12 protein-coding genes are annotated in these 14123 nt (G+C 37.2%); 8 read left to right on the plus strand and 4 right to left on the minus strand.

All coding sequences use genetic code 11. The features are described from left to right. Window positions 1-512 precede the first annotated feature (512 nt). Entirely contained in the window at window positions 513-1748 is a 1236-nt protein-coding gene (locus C9E89_RS18245; RefSeq protein WP_107009738.1) for a pyridoxal phosphate-dependent aminotransferase, read from the minus strand. 152 nt (window positions 1749-1900) lie between these two features. Here C9E89_RS18245 and msrB point away from each other — a divergent pair, with 152 nt between their 5' ends. Then, on the plus strand, window positions 1901-2320 hold the full coding sequence (gene msrB, locus C9E89_RS18250) for a peptide-methionine (R)-S-oxide reductase MsrB (RefSeq protein ID WP_107009753.1): 420 nt from the start codon (window positions 1901-1903) through the stop codon (window positions 2318-2320). Next, entirely contained in the window at window positions 2317-2802 is a 486-nt protein-coding gene (locus tag C9E89_RS18255) for a glutathione peroxidase (protein ID WP_107009737.1), read from the plus strand. The genes msrB and C9E89_RS18255 overlap by 4 nt, the downstream gene beginning before the upstream one ends. 120 nt (window positions 2803-2922) lie before the next feature. Here the strand turns inward: C9E89_RS18255 and C9E89_RS18260 are convergent, their stop codons facing one another. After that, window positions 2923-4272: an amino acid permease gene (locus C9E89_RS18260; protein ID WP_107009736.1), complete on the minus strand. Its 1350-nt coding sequence runs from the start codon at window positions 4270-4272 to the stop codon at window positions 2923-2925. A gap of 237 nt (window positions 4273-4509) precedes the next feature. Between C9E89_RS18260 and C9E89_RS18265 the strand changes: the two genes are divergently transcribed. From C9E89_RS18265 to C9E89_RS18275, 3 genes are all read left to right on the plus strand, one after another. After that, entirely contained in the window at window positions 4510-5493 is a 984-nt protein-coding gene (locus tag C9E89_RS18265; protein ID WP_107009735.1) for an ion transporter, read from the plus strand. A 75-nt stretch (window positions 5494-5568) separates the two neighbouring features. Further along, window positions 5569-6786, plus strand: a complete 1218-nt coding sequence (gene gltS / locus C9E89_RS18270) for a sodium/glutamate symporter (RefSeq protein ID WP_107009734.1) — start codon at window positions 5569-5571, stop codon at window positions 6784-6786. A gap of 400 nt (window positions 6787-7186) precedes the next feature. Then, window positions 7187-8107 carry a LysR family transcriptional regulator gene (locus C9E89_RS18275; protein ID WP_107009733.1) on the plus strand — a complete coding sequence of 307 codons (921 nt, stop codon included), beginning with the start codon at window positions 7187-7189 and terminating at the stop codon, window positions 8105-8107. Between the two features lie 442 nt (window positions 8108-8549). Here C9E89_RS18275 and C9E89_RS18280 read toward each other — a convergent pair whose 3' ends face one another. Then, window positions 8550-9464: an alpha/beta fold hydrolase gene (locus C9E89_RS18280; protein WP_107009732.1), complete on the minus strand. Its 915-nt coding sequence runs from the start codon at window positions 9462-9464 to the stop codon at window positions 8550-8552. 8 nt (window positions 9465-9472) lie between these two features. Next, the gene (locus tag C9E89_RS18285; protein WP_107009752.1) at window positions 9473-10024 is read right to left on the minus strand and encodes a PadR family transcriptional regulator; all 552 of its coding nucleotides are present in this window, start codon (window positions 10022-10024) and stop codon (window positions 9473-9475) included. Window positions 10025-10190: 166 nt separating this feature from the next. Here C9E89_RS18285 and C9E89_RS18290 point away from each other — a divergent pair, with 166 nt between their 5' ends. From C9E89_RS18290 to C9E89_RS18300, 3 genes are all read left to right on the plus strand, one after another. Next, window positions 10191-12215, plus strand: a complete 2025-nt coding sequence (locus C9E89_RS18290) for an NADPH-dependent 2,4-dienoyl-CoA reductase (RefSeq protein ID WP_107009731.1) — start codon at window positions 10191-10193, stop codon at window positions 12213-12215. A 193-nt stretch (window positions 12216-12408) separates the two neighbouring features. Then, window positions 12409-12813: a nuclear transport factor 2 family protein gene (locus C9E89_RS18295; RefSeq protein ID WP_107009730.1), complete on the plus strand. Its 405-nt coding sequence runs from the start codon at window positions 12409-12411 to the stop codon at window positions 12811-12813. Window positions 12814-12914: 101 nt separating this feature from the next. After that, window positions 12915-13997, plus strand: coding sequence for a YheT family hydrolase (locus tag C9E89_RS18300; protein WP_107009729.1), 1083 nt, complete (start codon window positions 12915-12917; stop codon window positions 13995-13997). The last annotated feature ends 126 nt before the right edge of the window (window positions 13998-14123 follow it).

A 14123-nucleotide genomic window follows, 5' to 3' on the forward strand; every position in this document is an offset into this window, starting at 1 on the left:
TATATGTATTGAAAAAGAAAAGGTAACAATGGCAATAGCACTTCATGAGATAAAACGCGCATTCATAATGATTTTTGCTATTTTTAAAATTATTAAAAAGAATAATCTGTATTTTCATCTTATTAACTGATGTTACGCATTTGATTCAAATTACATCGCTAAAAATAGAAAAATCTAAATTACGCGACGGAGTCCTATATCCAAAGTTTAAATTTAGGGATTAGCCTTCGGCTCGACCTACTTTTCTTTCGGGAAAAGTAGGCAAAACCATTGTCATCCGCAGAACTCGTTCACTAGCGTCAAAAGATTGAATGTTTCGCAGAAACTTTATTTATAAGGAGGAGTCCTGTCTCAAACAATTGCGGATGACGTTTCCGCGTATCAACATTCTTCTAGATTCAAGGTATAATTCTACTGCGTAACATCAGTTATTAAGCTATTAAGTTTTAAAACTTCTTACAAAAAAGCACCCAATCAATTGAGTGCTTTTGAAATTTATCTAAACTTGAAAATTAACGCATTTTTGCCAAGAAACGACTTAAACGATTTAATGCTTCACGCAGTTCATTTTCAGCAGGTAAGAACACGACACGGAAGTGGTCAGGCGTAGGCCAGTTAAAACCTGTACCTTGAACCAATAAAACTTTTTCAGCTTTTAAGAAATCCAACATAAATTTTTCATCGTCTTCGATTGGATAAACTTCAGGGTCAAGTTTAGGGAAGCAGTACATTGCACCTTCAGGTTTTACACAAGATACGCCCGGAATGTCATTCAACATTTCCCATGCAATATTACGTTGTTCATATAAACGACCACCCGGACGAATCAAGTCATTGATTGACTGATAGCCCCCTAGAGCAGTTTGAATTGCATACTGCGCTTGATGGTTGGCACATAAACGCATTGAAGCGAGCATGTCTAAACCTTCAATATAATCGGCAGCGCGTGTTTTGTCGCCTGTGATCGCCATCCAGCCTGAACGGAAGCCAGCAATACGATAAGATTTAGATAAACCATTAAAAGAAATACATAATTGGTCGCCTGCGAGTGCAGCAACTGAAACATGTTCGATACCGTCATACACGATTTTGTCGTAGATTTCATCTGCAAATAAAATCAAATCGTATTTTTTAGCCAAAGCAACAATTTGTTCTAAAACATGACGTGGATAGACTGAACCTGTTGGGTTATTTGGGTTAATAATCACGATCCCACGTGTATTGGGGGTGATTTTACTTTCCATGTCTGCAATATCTGGATACCAATAATTTTGGTCATCGCACTTGTAGTGAATCGCAGTACCACCTGAAAGATTGACCGCAGCAGTCCATAGCGGATAGTCAGGCATTGGAACAAGCATTTCATCGCCATCGTCCAATAAACCTTGCATTGCCATGACAATCAGTTCAGAAACACCATTACCAATATACACGTCATTGACATGCATATTTAAAATGCCTTTTTGTTGATAATACTGACAAACTGCTTTACGTGCAGGGAAAATTCCTTTTGAGTCTGTATAACCAATCGCATTAGGTAGATTTAAAGCGACATCATTAATAATTTCTTGAGGTGCTTCAAACCCAAATGGAGCAGGGTTGCCAATATTTAGCTTAATAATTTTGTGCCCGGCTTCTTCCATTTCATTGGCCGCTCGTAACACTGGTCCACGAATGTCGTAGCAAACATGCTCAAGCTTTGACGATTTCTTGATTTCGCGTGGTTTTGTGTTACCTAAAACGGACATAATTTTATCCAATGATTTCGAGTTGAAAAAAATAGATTACTGAAATATCACAATCTATGTTGAAATTTAGCTAGATATTTTGCAAGCTCTAGCGTAAATATGGAAGTACGTGAAGCATGACATTGAATGTCAAAGATTTAAAGGAGTTAATGATGGGAAAACTCAATAAAACAGACCGAGAATGGCAAAGAGAGTTATCACCAGAGGAATTTAAGATCACTCGTCAAAAGGGGACAGAGCCTGCTTTTACGGGTAAATACTGGAATACTAAGCAACATGGTACATATATTTGCCGTTGCTGTGGTACAGAATTATTTTCTTCAGAAACGAAATATGATAGTGGTAGTGGTTGGCCAAGTTTTTATAAACCAATAAATGCCGCAGCTGTTGAAGAAAATGATGATGATTCACACGGTATGCAACGCACAGAAATTGTTTGTCACCATTGTGATGCACATTTGGGGCATGTTTTTGAAGATGGTCCACAACCGACGGGGTTACGTTATTGTGTAAATTCCGCGTCGTTAGAATTAAAAACACAAGAAAAAAGTGATGAGGAAACCTATCCATGACCAGTATTTATCAGTTTGAAGCTGAATTATTAGAAGGAGACAATAAAGCTTTTTCAGACTATCAAGGCGAAGTTTTATTGATCGTGAATACAGCCAGTAAATGCGGTTTTACGCCACAATTTGCAGGTTTAGAAAAACTCTATGAAAAATATAAAGATCAAGGCTTTAAGGTTCTAGGCTTTCCATGTAACCAATTTGGTGGACAAGACCCAGGAAATAATGAACAAATAGGAGAATACTGCCAACGCAATTATGGTGTGAATTTTCCTATGTTTGCAAAAGTCGATGTTAAAGGTCCAGAAGCACACGCGATTTTTCGTTATTTGACCAACAATAGTAAAGGTGTTTTGGGGAGCGGAATTAAGTGGAATTTCACTAAATTTTTAATCAATCGCAAAGGTGAAGTCATCAACCGTTACGCACCGACAACCAAACCAGAAGCATTAGAAGAAGATATTGAAAAAGCGTTGGCTGAAGTATAAAACTTCAATGCCATGTGCATTCAAGGTCTAAAAAATTGCTGAATGATTAGCCCTTTATGTTATTTTCATAGAGGGCTAAATTTTAACAAATGATAAAAATATTGATCACTGATTAACAGGTTAGTTATTTTTTGGTTTTAAACAATAAGCTAAAGTCAAACAGATCAACCAAAATGGAATCAGAATGACAGCAATTTGCATATCGGGTGTCATCCACATCACGACCAAAATAGCCAACATAAAAATGATACAAATATAGTTTGTTATTGGGTATGCAATCGCTGGAAAAAGTGTCGATTTCTGGCGTTTGAGCATACGTTGTTTAAACTTTAAGTGAGTAAATGCGAGCATCATCCAGTTAATAACAATAGCAGATACGACTAAACTCATCAGTAACTTAAATGCTTTTTCAGGAAAAGCATAATTTAAAACAACACAAATTGCAGTGACAACAGCAGAAGTTAAAATCGCAGCATAAGGAATGCCACGTTGATTAATTTTGCGTAAAAATTTGGGCGCATTGCCTTGTTCTGCTAAACCAAGCAACATACGACTGGTGCCATAACTGGTGCCGTTATAAACAGAAATTGCCGCAGTTAAAACCACAAAGTTTAAAATAGTGGCAACGCCTTGACTACCTAAAGAATCAAAAATTAAGACAAAAGGACTGCCGCCTTCTGCAATCTGATTCCATGGGAATAATGAAAGTAAAACGACAATTGTGAGTACATAAAATAGCAAGACTCGATAGACAATTTGATTCACTGCTTTAGGAATGGTTTGGGTTGGGTTACGTGTTTCTGCGGCGGCAATTCCAACTAACTCAATGCCACCAAAAGAGAACATAATGATCGCCATCGCCATAATTAAACCTGTAAAGCCATTTGGGAAAAATCCGCCTAAAGCCCATAAGTTTGTAATACTGGCTGTTTCACCTGCCTGACCACTGGCAAGCAACCAAGCACCAAAGCCAATCATGCCAATAATGGCTAAAATTTTGATGATTGAAAAAATAAATTCCATTTCACCAAAAACTTTGACGTGTAATAGATTGATGATATTAATGAAAATAAAGAAACCTAATGCAGATATCCATGTTGGAATTTCTGGCCACCAGTATTGTATATACAAACCGATCGCACTGAGTTCAGCCATACAAACTAAGACATTGAGTACCCAATAATTCCAACCTGACATAAAGCCAGCAAATGGATTCCAATATTTATAAGCAAAATAACTGAATGAGCCGCTTACAGGTTCTTCAACGACCATTTCGCCGAGTTGACGCATCATAAAAAAGGCAATGAGTCCTGCAATGGCATATCCTAAAATGACGGATGGACCAGCAAGTTTAATGGTTTGAGAAATTCCAAGAAATAATCCAGTTCCGATTGAACCACCTAATGCGATCAGTTGAATATGGCGGTTACTCAAACCATGTTTGAGTTGGCTCTGTTTTTGTGCAGACATAAATGATCCATTTATGTAGAAAAATGAGGAAATACAGCGAGGGCTGAAAATATGAGGTGGTTAATATAATAAATATTTATGTATAAATGAAATTTAATTTATGAGTAGAAAGTCTAATAAGTAAAAAAGACATATAATTTAAATAGATATTGTGAAAAATAAAAAAACCATAAAAATTGTCAAGATCAGACATCACGTATTACCATAATGCATTCTATAAAAAATAAGCACTCTGTTATGCGATTTAAGACTTGGTACACACTTCGTAAGTTTGTCTATGAAAACTTACATGATGAGGATTACGAGACAAGATTTAGTCGCACCATTAATTTTTTTTTGATTTTTCTTATTGTTGGTAATGTGGTTGCGGTTTTATTAGAGTCCGTCAATGAAATTTATCGGGCTTATCAATTTTATTTTGATGTATTTGAAAATTTTTCAATCGTGATTTTTAGTGCTGAATATATTTTAAGATTTTGGAGTATTGTTGAAAAAGAGCCGTTTGTGTCAGGTTGGAAACAACGTTGGCATTATGTCACGAGTGGCGCAGCAATTATTGATTTATTCGCAATTTTACCTGCTTATATTAATTTCTTTGTGCATATTGATTTACGTTTTTTACGAATTTTGCGATTACTCAGGTTACTAAAATTAACACGTTACTTTGTGTCATTACAGATTTTATTATGTGTAATTGAACGTGAAAAAGGTTCATTCCAAGCGGTTATTTTTATTTTATTAATCATGATTGTGATGGCGGCAGGTGGCATTTATGTGGTTGAAAGCCGTGCTCAGCCTGAAATTTTTAGTTCAATCCCTGCTGCAATGTGGTGGGCTGTCGTAACATTGACAACAGTAGGTTATGGTGATGTGACGCCAATTACGCCATTGGGACGTTTTTTAGGTGCATTGATTACCATTTTAGGGGTCGGGTTAGCTGCTTTACCAGCAGGTATTCTCGCCAATGGTTTAGCGAATGAATTGGAGTTGAGAAAACAGCAGCTCGAACTTAAGTTTCGAGATTTATTGAAAAATTGTGAAATTGATATTATTGAAGATGAAGAAAAAATAGAAAGTATTCGTAAAGAAGTAGGACTTTCAACTGAGCAAACACAGGACATTATATTGCAATTGATTCGAGAGCGTCGCGAAGAAGAATTAGAGCGTGAAAAAAATAAATATTGTTTTTGTCCGCATTGTGGGCACAAATTGCCAGAATAAATTACACTTATATGGATGAAAAATTATTCAATTATTTATTTAATGTCTCTATAAAATCGAATAAGCAGGTTAAACATGACATTAGAAATAGATGCTTTTGGAACAATTGTAATCGCAGTCTTCGTTTTATTTATTGGGCGAATTTTAGTTCAAAAAATTTCCTTTTTAAGAAACTATAATATTCCTGAACCTGTAGTTGGTGGTTTGATTGCTGCGATCTGTGCTTATTTTGCTTTTAAATTTTTTAATATCAGTGCAACTTTTAATGATGCAATTCAAAAAGCCTTAATGTTAATGTTTTTTACTTCAATTGGTTTGAGTGCAAGTTTTGTAAAACTCAAAGAAGGGGGGAAATCTCTCGTTATTTTTCTGTTTTGCGTAGCAGGTTTTGTATTGGTACAAAATGCTGTGGGTATGAGTTTGGCAAAAGTACTTGGATTAGATCCATTAATTGGTCTAATTGTGGGATCTATTACATTAACTGGGGGGCATGGTACAGCAGGTGCATGGGGAACCATTCTTGAAAATGAACATGGCATTCATGGGGCTGTGGTATTGGGAATGGCAAGTGCAACTTTTGGACTCATTATTGGTGGCGTAATTGGCGGTCCAGTTGCTAAATTTTTAATTAAAAGACATAAATTAGCAACAGATTTGGGTGTTGAAGAACATGATGATACACCTGCGGCTGAGGGAAGTGCAGCATTTGAATATCCACGGAAAACGCGTTTAATTACATCAAGTAATGCCATCTCAACTTTGGGAATGTTCTCATTATGTATTTTTATTGCGAATTGGATGACTGAGTTAAGCAAAGGTAAATGGTTTGAATTACCTACATTTGTTTGGGCTTTGGCATGTGGTGTATTACTGAGAAATTTTTTAGAGCATGTACTTAAAGTTAAAATATTTGATCGTGCAATTGATGTATTTGGTAATGCATCGCTATCTTTATATTTAGCAATGGCTTTACTGTCCTTACAACTGTGGTTGTTGGCAGATTTAGCAGGTCCATTGGTCATTATTTTATTATTACAAACATTAACATTGGCTTTATATACAAGTTTTGTGACATTTAAAGTGATGGGCAGTAATTATGATGCCGCAGTATTGGCAGCAGGGCATTGTGGTTTTGGAATGGGAGCAACACCAACAGCAATTGCCAATATTCAAGCAGTGACCAATAGTTATGGACCATCACATAAAGCTTTTCTCATTATTCCTTTATGTGGTGCTTTCTTTATTGATATTATTAATGCTGTGGTTATTCAGACGATTATTAAGTTTTTTTAATACATATAAAATGAAAATTTAGCCTATCGCTCAGAAAATAAGCCTCCATAACGGAGGCTTTGCTGATTAAAGAGGTACTGCTTTATTGTTCTCTCATTTTTATTATCAAGTCTTTTTTCTTTTTATTGTATTTTTTAATGTTTTAGCAAAGATCAAAATAAGAAAAACTAAGATAGATCGGATGTTGATGATTAAGTGGGGCAATAAGATTTTTCATAATTTTAAAGTGATGTAATTTCATTTGTTGTAAGAATTATTAAATAAAATTCATCATTAGGCAACTTCATTAAATTCATGTTATAGTGAAATTAATTCATTTAAATATCATTGACTATATAATGTTCAATCGTTGTATAGCAATTTATTTTTAAGTTCTATTTAGGTTTTATTGGATCTCCCCATGCTTGAAATACGCCATTTAAAAACTTTAACTGCTTTACGTGAACATGGTTCATTGGTTGCGGCGGCGAGTGATTTATGCCTTACGCCTTCTGCTATTTCTCATCAACTCAAAGAGTTAGATCATTGGTATGGGGTTGAAGTTGTCAATCGTCGTACACGTCCAGTTTCTTTTTCGAATGTTGGGCAAAGGCTGCTTAAACTGGCAGATGACATTCTTCCACAAATTCAAATTGCACAAACAGATATCACACGTATCGTACATGGTCAGACAGGACGCATCATTTTTTCGTCAGAATGTCATAGTTGTTTTGACTGGTTGATGCCTTTATTAAATCAATATCGTTCACAATATCCTGATGTAGATCTGGATTTTGCTTCAGGTTTTGAGGCAAATCCACATGAGTTACTACAAACTGGTGAATTTGACTTACTGATTACTGCTGATCCAATTGCGCTTAAAGGTATTGAGTATTTTCCAATTTTTGAATACGAGTCGCGTTTAGTTTTGTCAAATACGCATCCTTTGGTGCGAGCAAATCAAGTGACTGTGCAAGAGTTGGCAGAAGAAACTTTGATCACTTATCCTGTTGATAAGCATCGACTTGACATCATGTCACGCCTGTTTATTCCTGCAAATATTCAACCGAAACAAATACGTACTACAGATTTAACGCAAATGTTAATTCAGTTGGTTGCGAGTGGACGTGGAATTGCAGCTCTACCAGATTGGGTGGTAAATGAGTATGAGCAAAAAGGTTGGGTAACATCTCGACGTTTAGATTGTGTTTCGGAAAATGGTTTGCGTCGTACTTTATATGCAGGCTATCGTACAGAGGAAAAAGAGAAAAATTATTTTGAAGGTTTTTTAAATCAGTTAGATCGTTTTTCTAAAAAAAGAACAATTTACTATAATTCATAAGGGTGAATACACGATAAAGATTCGGAGGTGTTCTAAATAGTATGCTGCTTATGATGATACTGAAGTGAATGAAAAATATTCAAGCACAGCCCCATTTATATTACAAAGTTTGTCCTTCTTTTCGTAGGCGATGCCTTACTTTCTAAGGATGAGGAATATATTCCGCAAGGTAACAAAAATCCTTTGTTGGACATGAGAAGCTAAGCTTCGCAAGATATCCTCCCTTGCGGAGCATTGCTCCTCATGTCCAACGGCGACATCCATGTCGCCCTGCGATAGCACCACCACATTAAGCTTTAATTTTGGATAAGATTTACTACAAATTGATGTGAAACTACTCAGCATACTTTTTAAAACATCGCCAAAAATTCAACTAAAGTCAAAATATAAAGCTTTAGTTGAATCATTTAGCTTTAAAACATCACATTTTATTGGTTGAATTTTAACTTTTATTTTTAAGTAAAAAATTTGTGATTTCTCTACCAAATTTCACAGGTTCGGTAATTAATGGGGTATGCCCTGAACGTTTGAATACGATATTTTTTGCATTTTTTAAATGTGCAGAAACTTCGAGTTGTCCTTGAGAAGGATACAGCGTCGATTTTTCACCAATAAAAAATGTGGTTGGACAGTCAAGTTGTGCAATGGCAGCCCGATAATCTTCCTGATGATTGAGATAATTGTCGATATACCAAGTCATATAATCAAGGCGTCGAATCGGGAGTAAATGCTTTTGTAATTGTGGGCGTTTCAGTGCCAGATTGAAAATAAACGGACTGACTTTATTACTGCCTTGAATTTTAATAAAATTAATCCACATTTGTACCAATTCAGTACGTGGTTCAGTAGGTAACTCATCTACAAAGCGATAGTTTTGGTATTGATGCAAAAAGTCTGAATAATCTTTAAGAAAGCGTTTGAATTTTAAATGTTTTTTGCCAAATAAACCAAATTTCCAAGACGCATCTGTGGTGATTTTTGGGGTTTGGTCTATATGTAAATATGCTTTGAGTTTTTCTCTTAAGTTGCCATATTGCATGCCATGCATGGCGGTGGTTGCGCCCATAGAGTAAGCAATCAAAATAAAATCATTGAGTTGCATTTGTTCAATCAGGCTGTCAATGTCACGCCAATGATTATGAATAGCATCAAGCTCTTGTGGAATTTTACAGGTGCGTGAACCGCCGAAACCACGCCAATCGGGGATAATAAATTTAAATTTTTTGATATTCGGAAGTAAAAACGGAAGCCATTGCCAACTTTGCATGCCTAAACCAGACAGAACCAATACAGGTTCACCTTGTCCAATTTCTCGGACAAATAATTTTTCACCATCAGGCATTGTATAGTGTGGCATAGTAATCCTTAAGTTTTTTCTTTGTTTTCAAATTCTTTGAGTTGAGGAATGAGTTGACTGAGCCAATCAATCCAGCCATTTTCCAGATCAATGCCCAATTGTAAAATCATTTTATGAATATATAAAGTTCGATCTTGTGGGTCTGCATGAGCAAAGTCTTTGTTAAAAATTTGCTGATACAATTTTAAGTTTTCTTGGTGCAACACTAAATGACGCTCTAATTCAGGCAAAATGGTATTGCCTCCAAACTGTGCCTCAAGTCTTAAGCGCACCATAATTTCTTCACGAAGCTGTGCAGGTTGCCCTTGTTTGACCATCCATTCAGTTAACTCTACACGTCCAAGTTGTTCAACCTGATAGGTTTTTTTGCGTCCTGTGTCAGCTTGATCTTCTAAAGTGGAAATCCAACCTTTTTTCAGCATGCCGTTTAATTCACGATAAATTTGTTGGTGTGTGGCATTCCAGAAAAAGCCCATAGAGCGGTCAAAACGGCGTGCCAACTCAAAACCTGTACTCGGTTTTTCAATCAGACTCGTCAATAAAACATGGGCTAAAGACATTTGAGTAATATTTCGCACATAAAATGGGTGTAAATTCATTATGCAACATGTTGCATAAAAATCAAATCTCGATTATAAATAAATTGCACTATGCAACTTGTTGCATTAAAAAAATTAACTGAGAAGTTTCAAAGACCAGCCAGCGAAAGCACGCCAAGGAGTTCACATGTCTAATTACCCGCATTTACTTGCGCCATTGGATTTAGGCTTTACCACTTTAAAAAATCGCGTATTGATGGGTTCTATGCATGTAGGACTTGAGGAAGTTGACGGTGGTTATGACCGTATGGCTGCATTTTATGCAGAGCGTGCAGCAGGCGGCGTTGGTTTAATTGTAACAGGTGGAATTTCACCGAATGATCACGGTGTAACCTTCTTTGGTGGTTCTAAACTTGATACTTTGGAAGAAGCAGAAAAGCATAAAGTGATTACACAGGCAGTACATGATGCAGGTGGAAAAATTGCCTTACAAATTTTACATACAGGACGTTATTCTTATCAGCCTGAAAATGTTGCACCTTCTGCAATTCAAGCACCGATTAACCCAACCAAACCACACGCTTTAACGTCCGCTGAAGTTCAGCAAACCATTGCAGACTTTGCTAACTGTGCCAAATTATCTCAGATCGCAGGCTATGATGGTGTTGAAATCATGGGTTCAGAAGGTTATCTGATCAATGAATTCATTGCAGCACGGACTAACCATCGTGATGATGAGTGGGGCGGTAGCTATGAAAACCGTATTCGTTTCCCCATTGAAATTGTGCGGCGTACCCGTGAAGAAGTCGGCGAAAACTTCATTATTATCTATCGTTTATCCATGCTTGATTTGGTCGAGGGCGGCTCAACTTTAGAAGAAGTGATTCAGTTAGCGAAAGAAATCGAAAAAGCAGGTGCAACCATTATTAATACAGGTATTGGTTGGCATGAAGCGCGTATTCCGACCATTGCGACCAAAGTACCGCGTGCAGCATTTACTTGGGTAACGAAAAAACTAAAAGGTTCAGTGAATGTACCGTTAATTACATCTAACCGTATCAATACCCCTGAAATGGCTGAACACGTTTTGGCGCAGGGCGATGCAGACATGATCTCAATGGCACGTCCAATGCTTGCTGATTCGCACTTTGTCGCTAAAGCTGAACAAGGTCGTGCAGATGAAATCAATACCTGTATCGGTTGTAACCAAGCATGTTTAGACCATATTTTCTCAATGAAAATAGCAACTTGTTTGGTCAATCCACGTGCATGTTATGAAACTGAACTGATTTTCAAAGATACAGCAACTGTTAAGAATATTGCAGTGATTGGCGCAGGTCCTGCGGGACTCAGTTTTGCGACTTATGCGGCTGATCGTGGGCATAAAGTCACGATTTTTGAAGCGTCCAATCAGATTGGTGGGCAGTTTAATATTGCTAAAACCATTCCGGGTAAAGAAGAATTTTATGAAACTTTACGTTATTTCAAACGTAAAATTGAGCTTCAGCCAAACATTAAATTGGTACTGAATCATACGGCGACTTATGAAGAGCTCAGTGCTGAAAACTTTGATGACATTGTGGTTGCAACAGGGGTTACACCTCGTCATTTAAATATTGAAGGCATTGATCATCCAAAAGTTTTGTCTTACATCGACGTGCTACGTGATCGTAAAGCTGTGGGTAAAAAAGTGGCAATTATTGGTGCAGGCGGGATTGGTTTTGATACGGCTGAATATCTTTCTCATGAGGGTGAAAGTGGCAGTCTGAACCCACAAAAATTCTATGATGAATGGGGTATTGATACCAGCTATGCACATGTGGGTGGTTTAAAAGCGCCTGAAGTCGAGCAATCTCCACGTGAAATTTATTTACTGCAACGTAAAACCAATTCAGTCGGTGCAGGCTTAGGTAAAACGACAGGTTGGATTCACCGTACAGGCTTGAAACATCGTCATGTCAATATGATTCCAGGCGCAAGCTACGACAAGATTGATGATCAAGGCTTGCATATTACTGTGGCTGATAAAGTTATGGTATTGGATGTAGATAATGTCGTGATTTGTGCAGGGCAAGAGCCATTTACTGCAATGTTTGATCAACTCCACGCCGATGGTAAATCTGTACATTTGATTGGTGGTGCAAAAGAAGCAGGCGAGTTGGATGCGAAACGTGCCATTCGTCAAGGCGCTGAATTGGCGATGGTGATTTAAAAAACTAATTTATATTCACTTTTAAATAATTTAATGGAAGTTCCCTCTCCTTTTAGGAGAGGGCTAGGGTGAGGTGCTTAAATTTTATTTCCCCTCATCCCAGCCTTCTCCCTGAGCCATATATGGCGCAAGAGAAGGAGCATTCATTACATTAATCTTAGTGTGAATGTTTTGATTCTATAAGGACATTAAAATGAGCTACACCAATACCAAAACCGCCTTACAAAAATGGCATCGTATGGTTCAAACCCGTGATATGAATATTCTCAACGAATTACTCGCAGACGATGTGGTCTTTCGTTCACCTGTTGCATTTAATCCTTATGAAGGAAAACAGGTGGTATTTTTTATCTTGAGTAATGTGATTGAGATCTTCGAAAACTTTACCTATCACCGTGAATTTTTTACTGAAGATGAACAAAGCGTGGTCTTGGAGTTTTCGGCAATGGTTAGTGAAAAGAAACTCAAAGGCATTGATATGATTCGCTTTAATGAACAAGGTCAAATTGTTGAATTTGAAGTGATGTTGCGTCCAAAAAGTGGTTTGGAAGCATTGGCAGTGAAAATGGGCGCACGTTTTGCCCAATATCAAGCATAATCAAATGTAAATCTGTTCAGGAATACACAGGTATTCCTGAATGAAGGGCTGTATCGCAGTCAAAGCTGTATTTTAAAATGTCCAAAATGTAGAGATGAGCAATGTCTATTCTGAATAAAGTCAGTCAAATGACGCAACATGTACTGGATCAACTCACAGGTGCAGAATTGCCGAAAATGTATTATGACCCACAGGGACAGATGAAAACGGTGTTGGCAGAATTGCCACAACTGCAACAAAAATATCGACCGACACCGTGGTTGAGCAATCAGCATGTGCATTTATTATATTTTGATATCATCAAAAAAAAGATGATCAAGTTACAATACGATCGGATTGAGCAATTGACCATGCAGGATGGTGGGGTAACAGCAATTGCTTGGTATGGCTATGAGTTACCTCAGGATACGCCAACGATTGTGATCATGCATACTATTACAGGTACGCCTGAAAGTATGCGCGAGTTAGTCAAAGATTTGCATGACTATACAGGTTGGCGCATTGCACTGTGTTTACGCCGTGGACATGCAGGTTTACCGATGCCTGTACCACAAATGTCGATTTTTGGTTCAACCGCAGATTTACGTGAGCAAATTCAGTGTATTCAACAGACATTTCCACAATCTGAACTGTATGCCGTCGGCTCTTCGGCAGGAACAGGATTATTGGTGCGTTACTTGGGTGAGGAAGCTGAAAATACACCATTTAAAGCCGCTTTTGCCATGTGTCCGGGTTATGACACTGAACTAGGTTTTGCCAACGTGCATCCTTTTTATACCAAAGTCATGACCAAAAAATTATTTAAAGCCTTTATTACGCCCTATGCGCAAACCTGGGCGAAAATAGATTCGGTGCAAACTGTTTTGCAGACCAAAACTTTGCAGGAATTTCAAAATGAGTATTTTGAAATGGCAGGATTTTCAGATTATCAGAGTTATTCTCAGGCGACCAACCCGATTTATGTCTTTGAAAATGTTAAAATTCCATTGATGATTTTAAATGCTGAAGATGATCCAGTTTGTTCGATTAAAAACCTCGAGCCTTTTAAGCAAACCATTGAAAACATGTCAAATATTATCGTAGTCACCACCAAAAAGGGCAGTCATTGTGGTTTCTATGAGGGTTTAAATAGCAAATCATGGGCATCAAGGCTAATAGCAGATTTTTTAAAGCAATATTCATGAGATGAATGACTAACTGATGTTACGCATTGGATTTAAATTAAATAGCTGAAAAAAGCAAAAGCTAAATTTACATGACGGAGTCTTACATCTAAAGTTTAAATTTGGGATTAGCCACTGCGTCTTGCA

The organism is Acinetobacter sichuanensis (assembly GCF_003024515.2).
Classification (GTDB): domain Bacteria; phylum Pseudomonadota; class Gammaproteobacteria; order Pseudomonadales; family Moraxellaceae; genus Acinetobacter; species Acinetobacter sichuanensis.

Coding starts and splice junctions, on each gene's coding strand:
- C9E89_RS18245 (WP_107009738.1), bottom strand. CDS start 1,748: ATGTCCGTTTTAGGTAACACAAAACCACGCGAAATCAAGAAATCGTCA.
- msrB (WP_107009753.1), top strand. CDS start 1,901: ATGGGAAAACTCAATAAAACAGACCGAGAATGGCAAAGAGAGTTATCA.
- C9E89_RS18255 (WP_107009737.1), top strand. CDS start 2,317: ATGACCAGTATTTATCAGTTTGAAGCTGAATTATTAGAAGGAGACAAT.
- C9E89_RS18260 (WP_107009736.1), bottom strand. CDS start 4,272: ATGTCTGCACAAAAACAGAGCCAACTCAAACATGGTTTGAGTAACCGC.
- C9E89_RS18265 (WP_107009735.1), top strand. CDS start 4,510: ATGCGATTTAAGACTTGGTACACACTTCGTAAGTTTGTCTATGAAAAC.
- gltS (WP_107009734.1), top strand. CDS start 5,569: ATGACATTAGAAATAGATGCTTTTGGAACAATTGTAATCGCAGTCTTC.
- C9E89_RS18275 (WP_107009733.1), top strand. CDS start 7,187: ATGCTTGAAATACGCCATTTAAAAACTTTAACTGCTTTACGTGAACAT.
- C9E89_RS18280 (WP_107009732.1), bottom strand. CDS start 9,464: ATGCCACACTATACAATGCCTGATGGTGAAAAATTATTTGTCCGAGAA.
- C9E89_RS18285 (WP_107009752.1), bottom strand. CDS start 10,024: ATGTCTTTAGCCCATGTTTTATTGACGAGTCTGATTGAAAAACCGAGT.
- C9E89_RS18290 (WP_107009731.1), top strand. CDS start 10,191: ATGTCTAATTACCCGCATTTACTTGCGCCATTGGATTTAGGCTTTACC.
- C9E89_RS18295 (WP_107009730.1), top strand. CDS start 12,409: ATGAGCTACACCAATACCAAAACCGCCTTACAAAAATGGCATCGTATG.
- C9E89_RS18300 (WP_107009729.1), top strand. CDS start 12,915: ATGTCTATTCTGAATAAAGTCAGTCAAATGACGCAACATGTACTGGAT.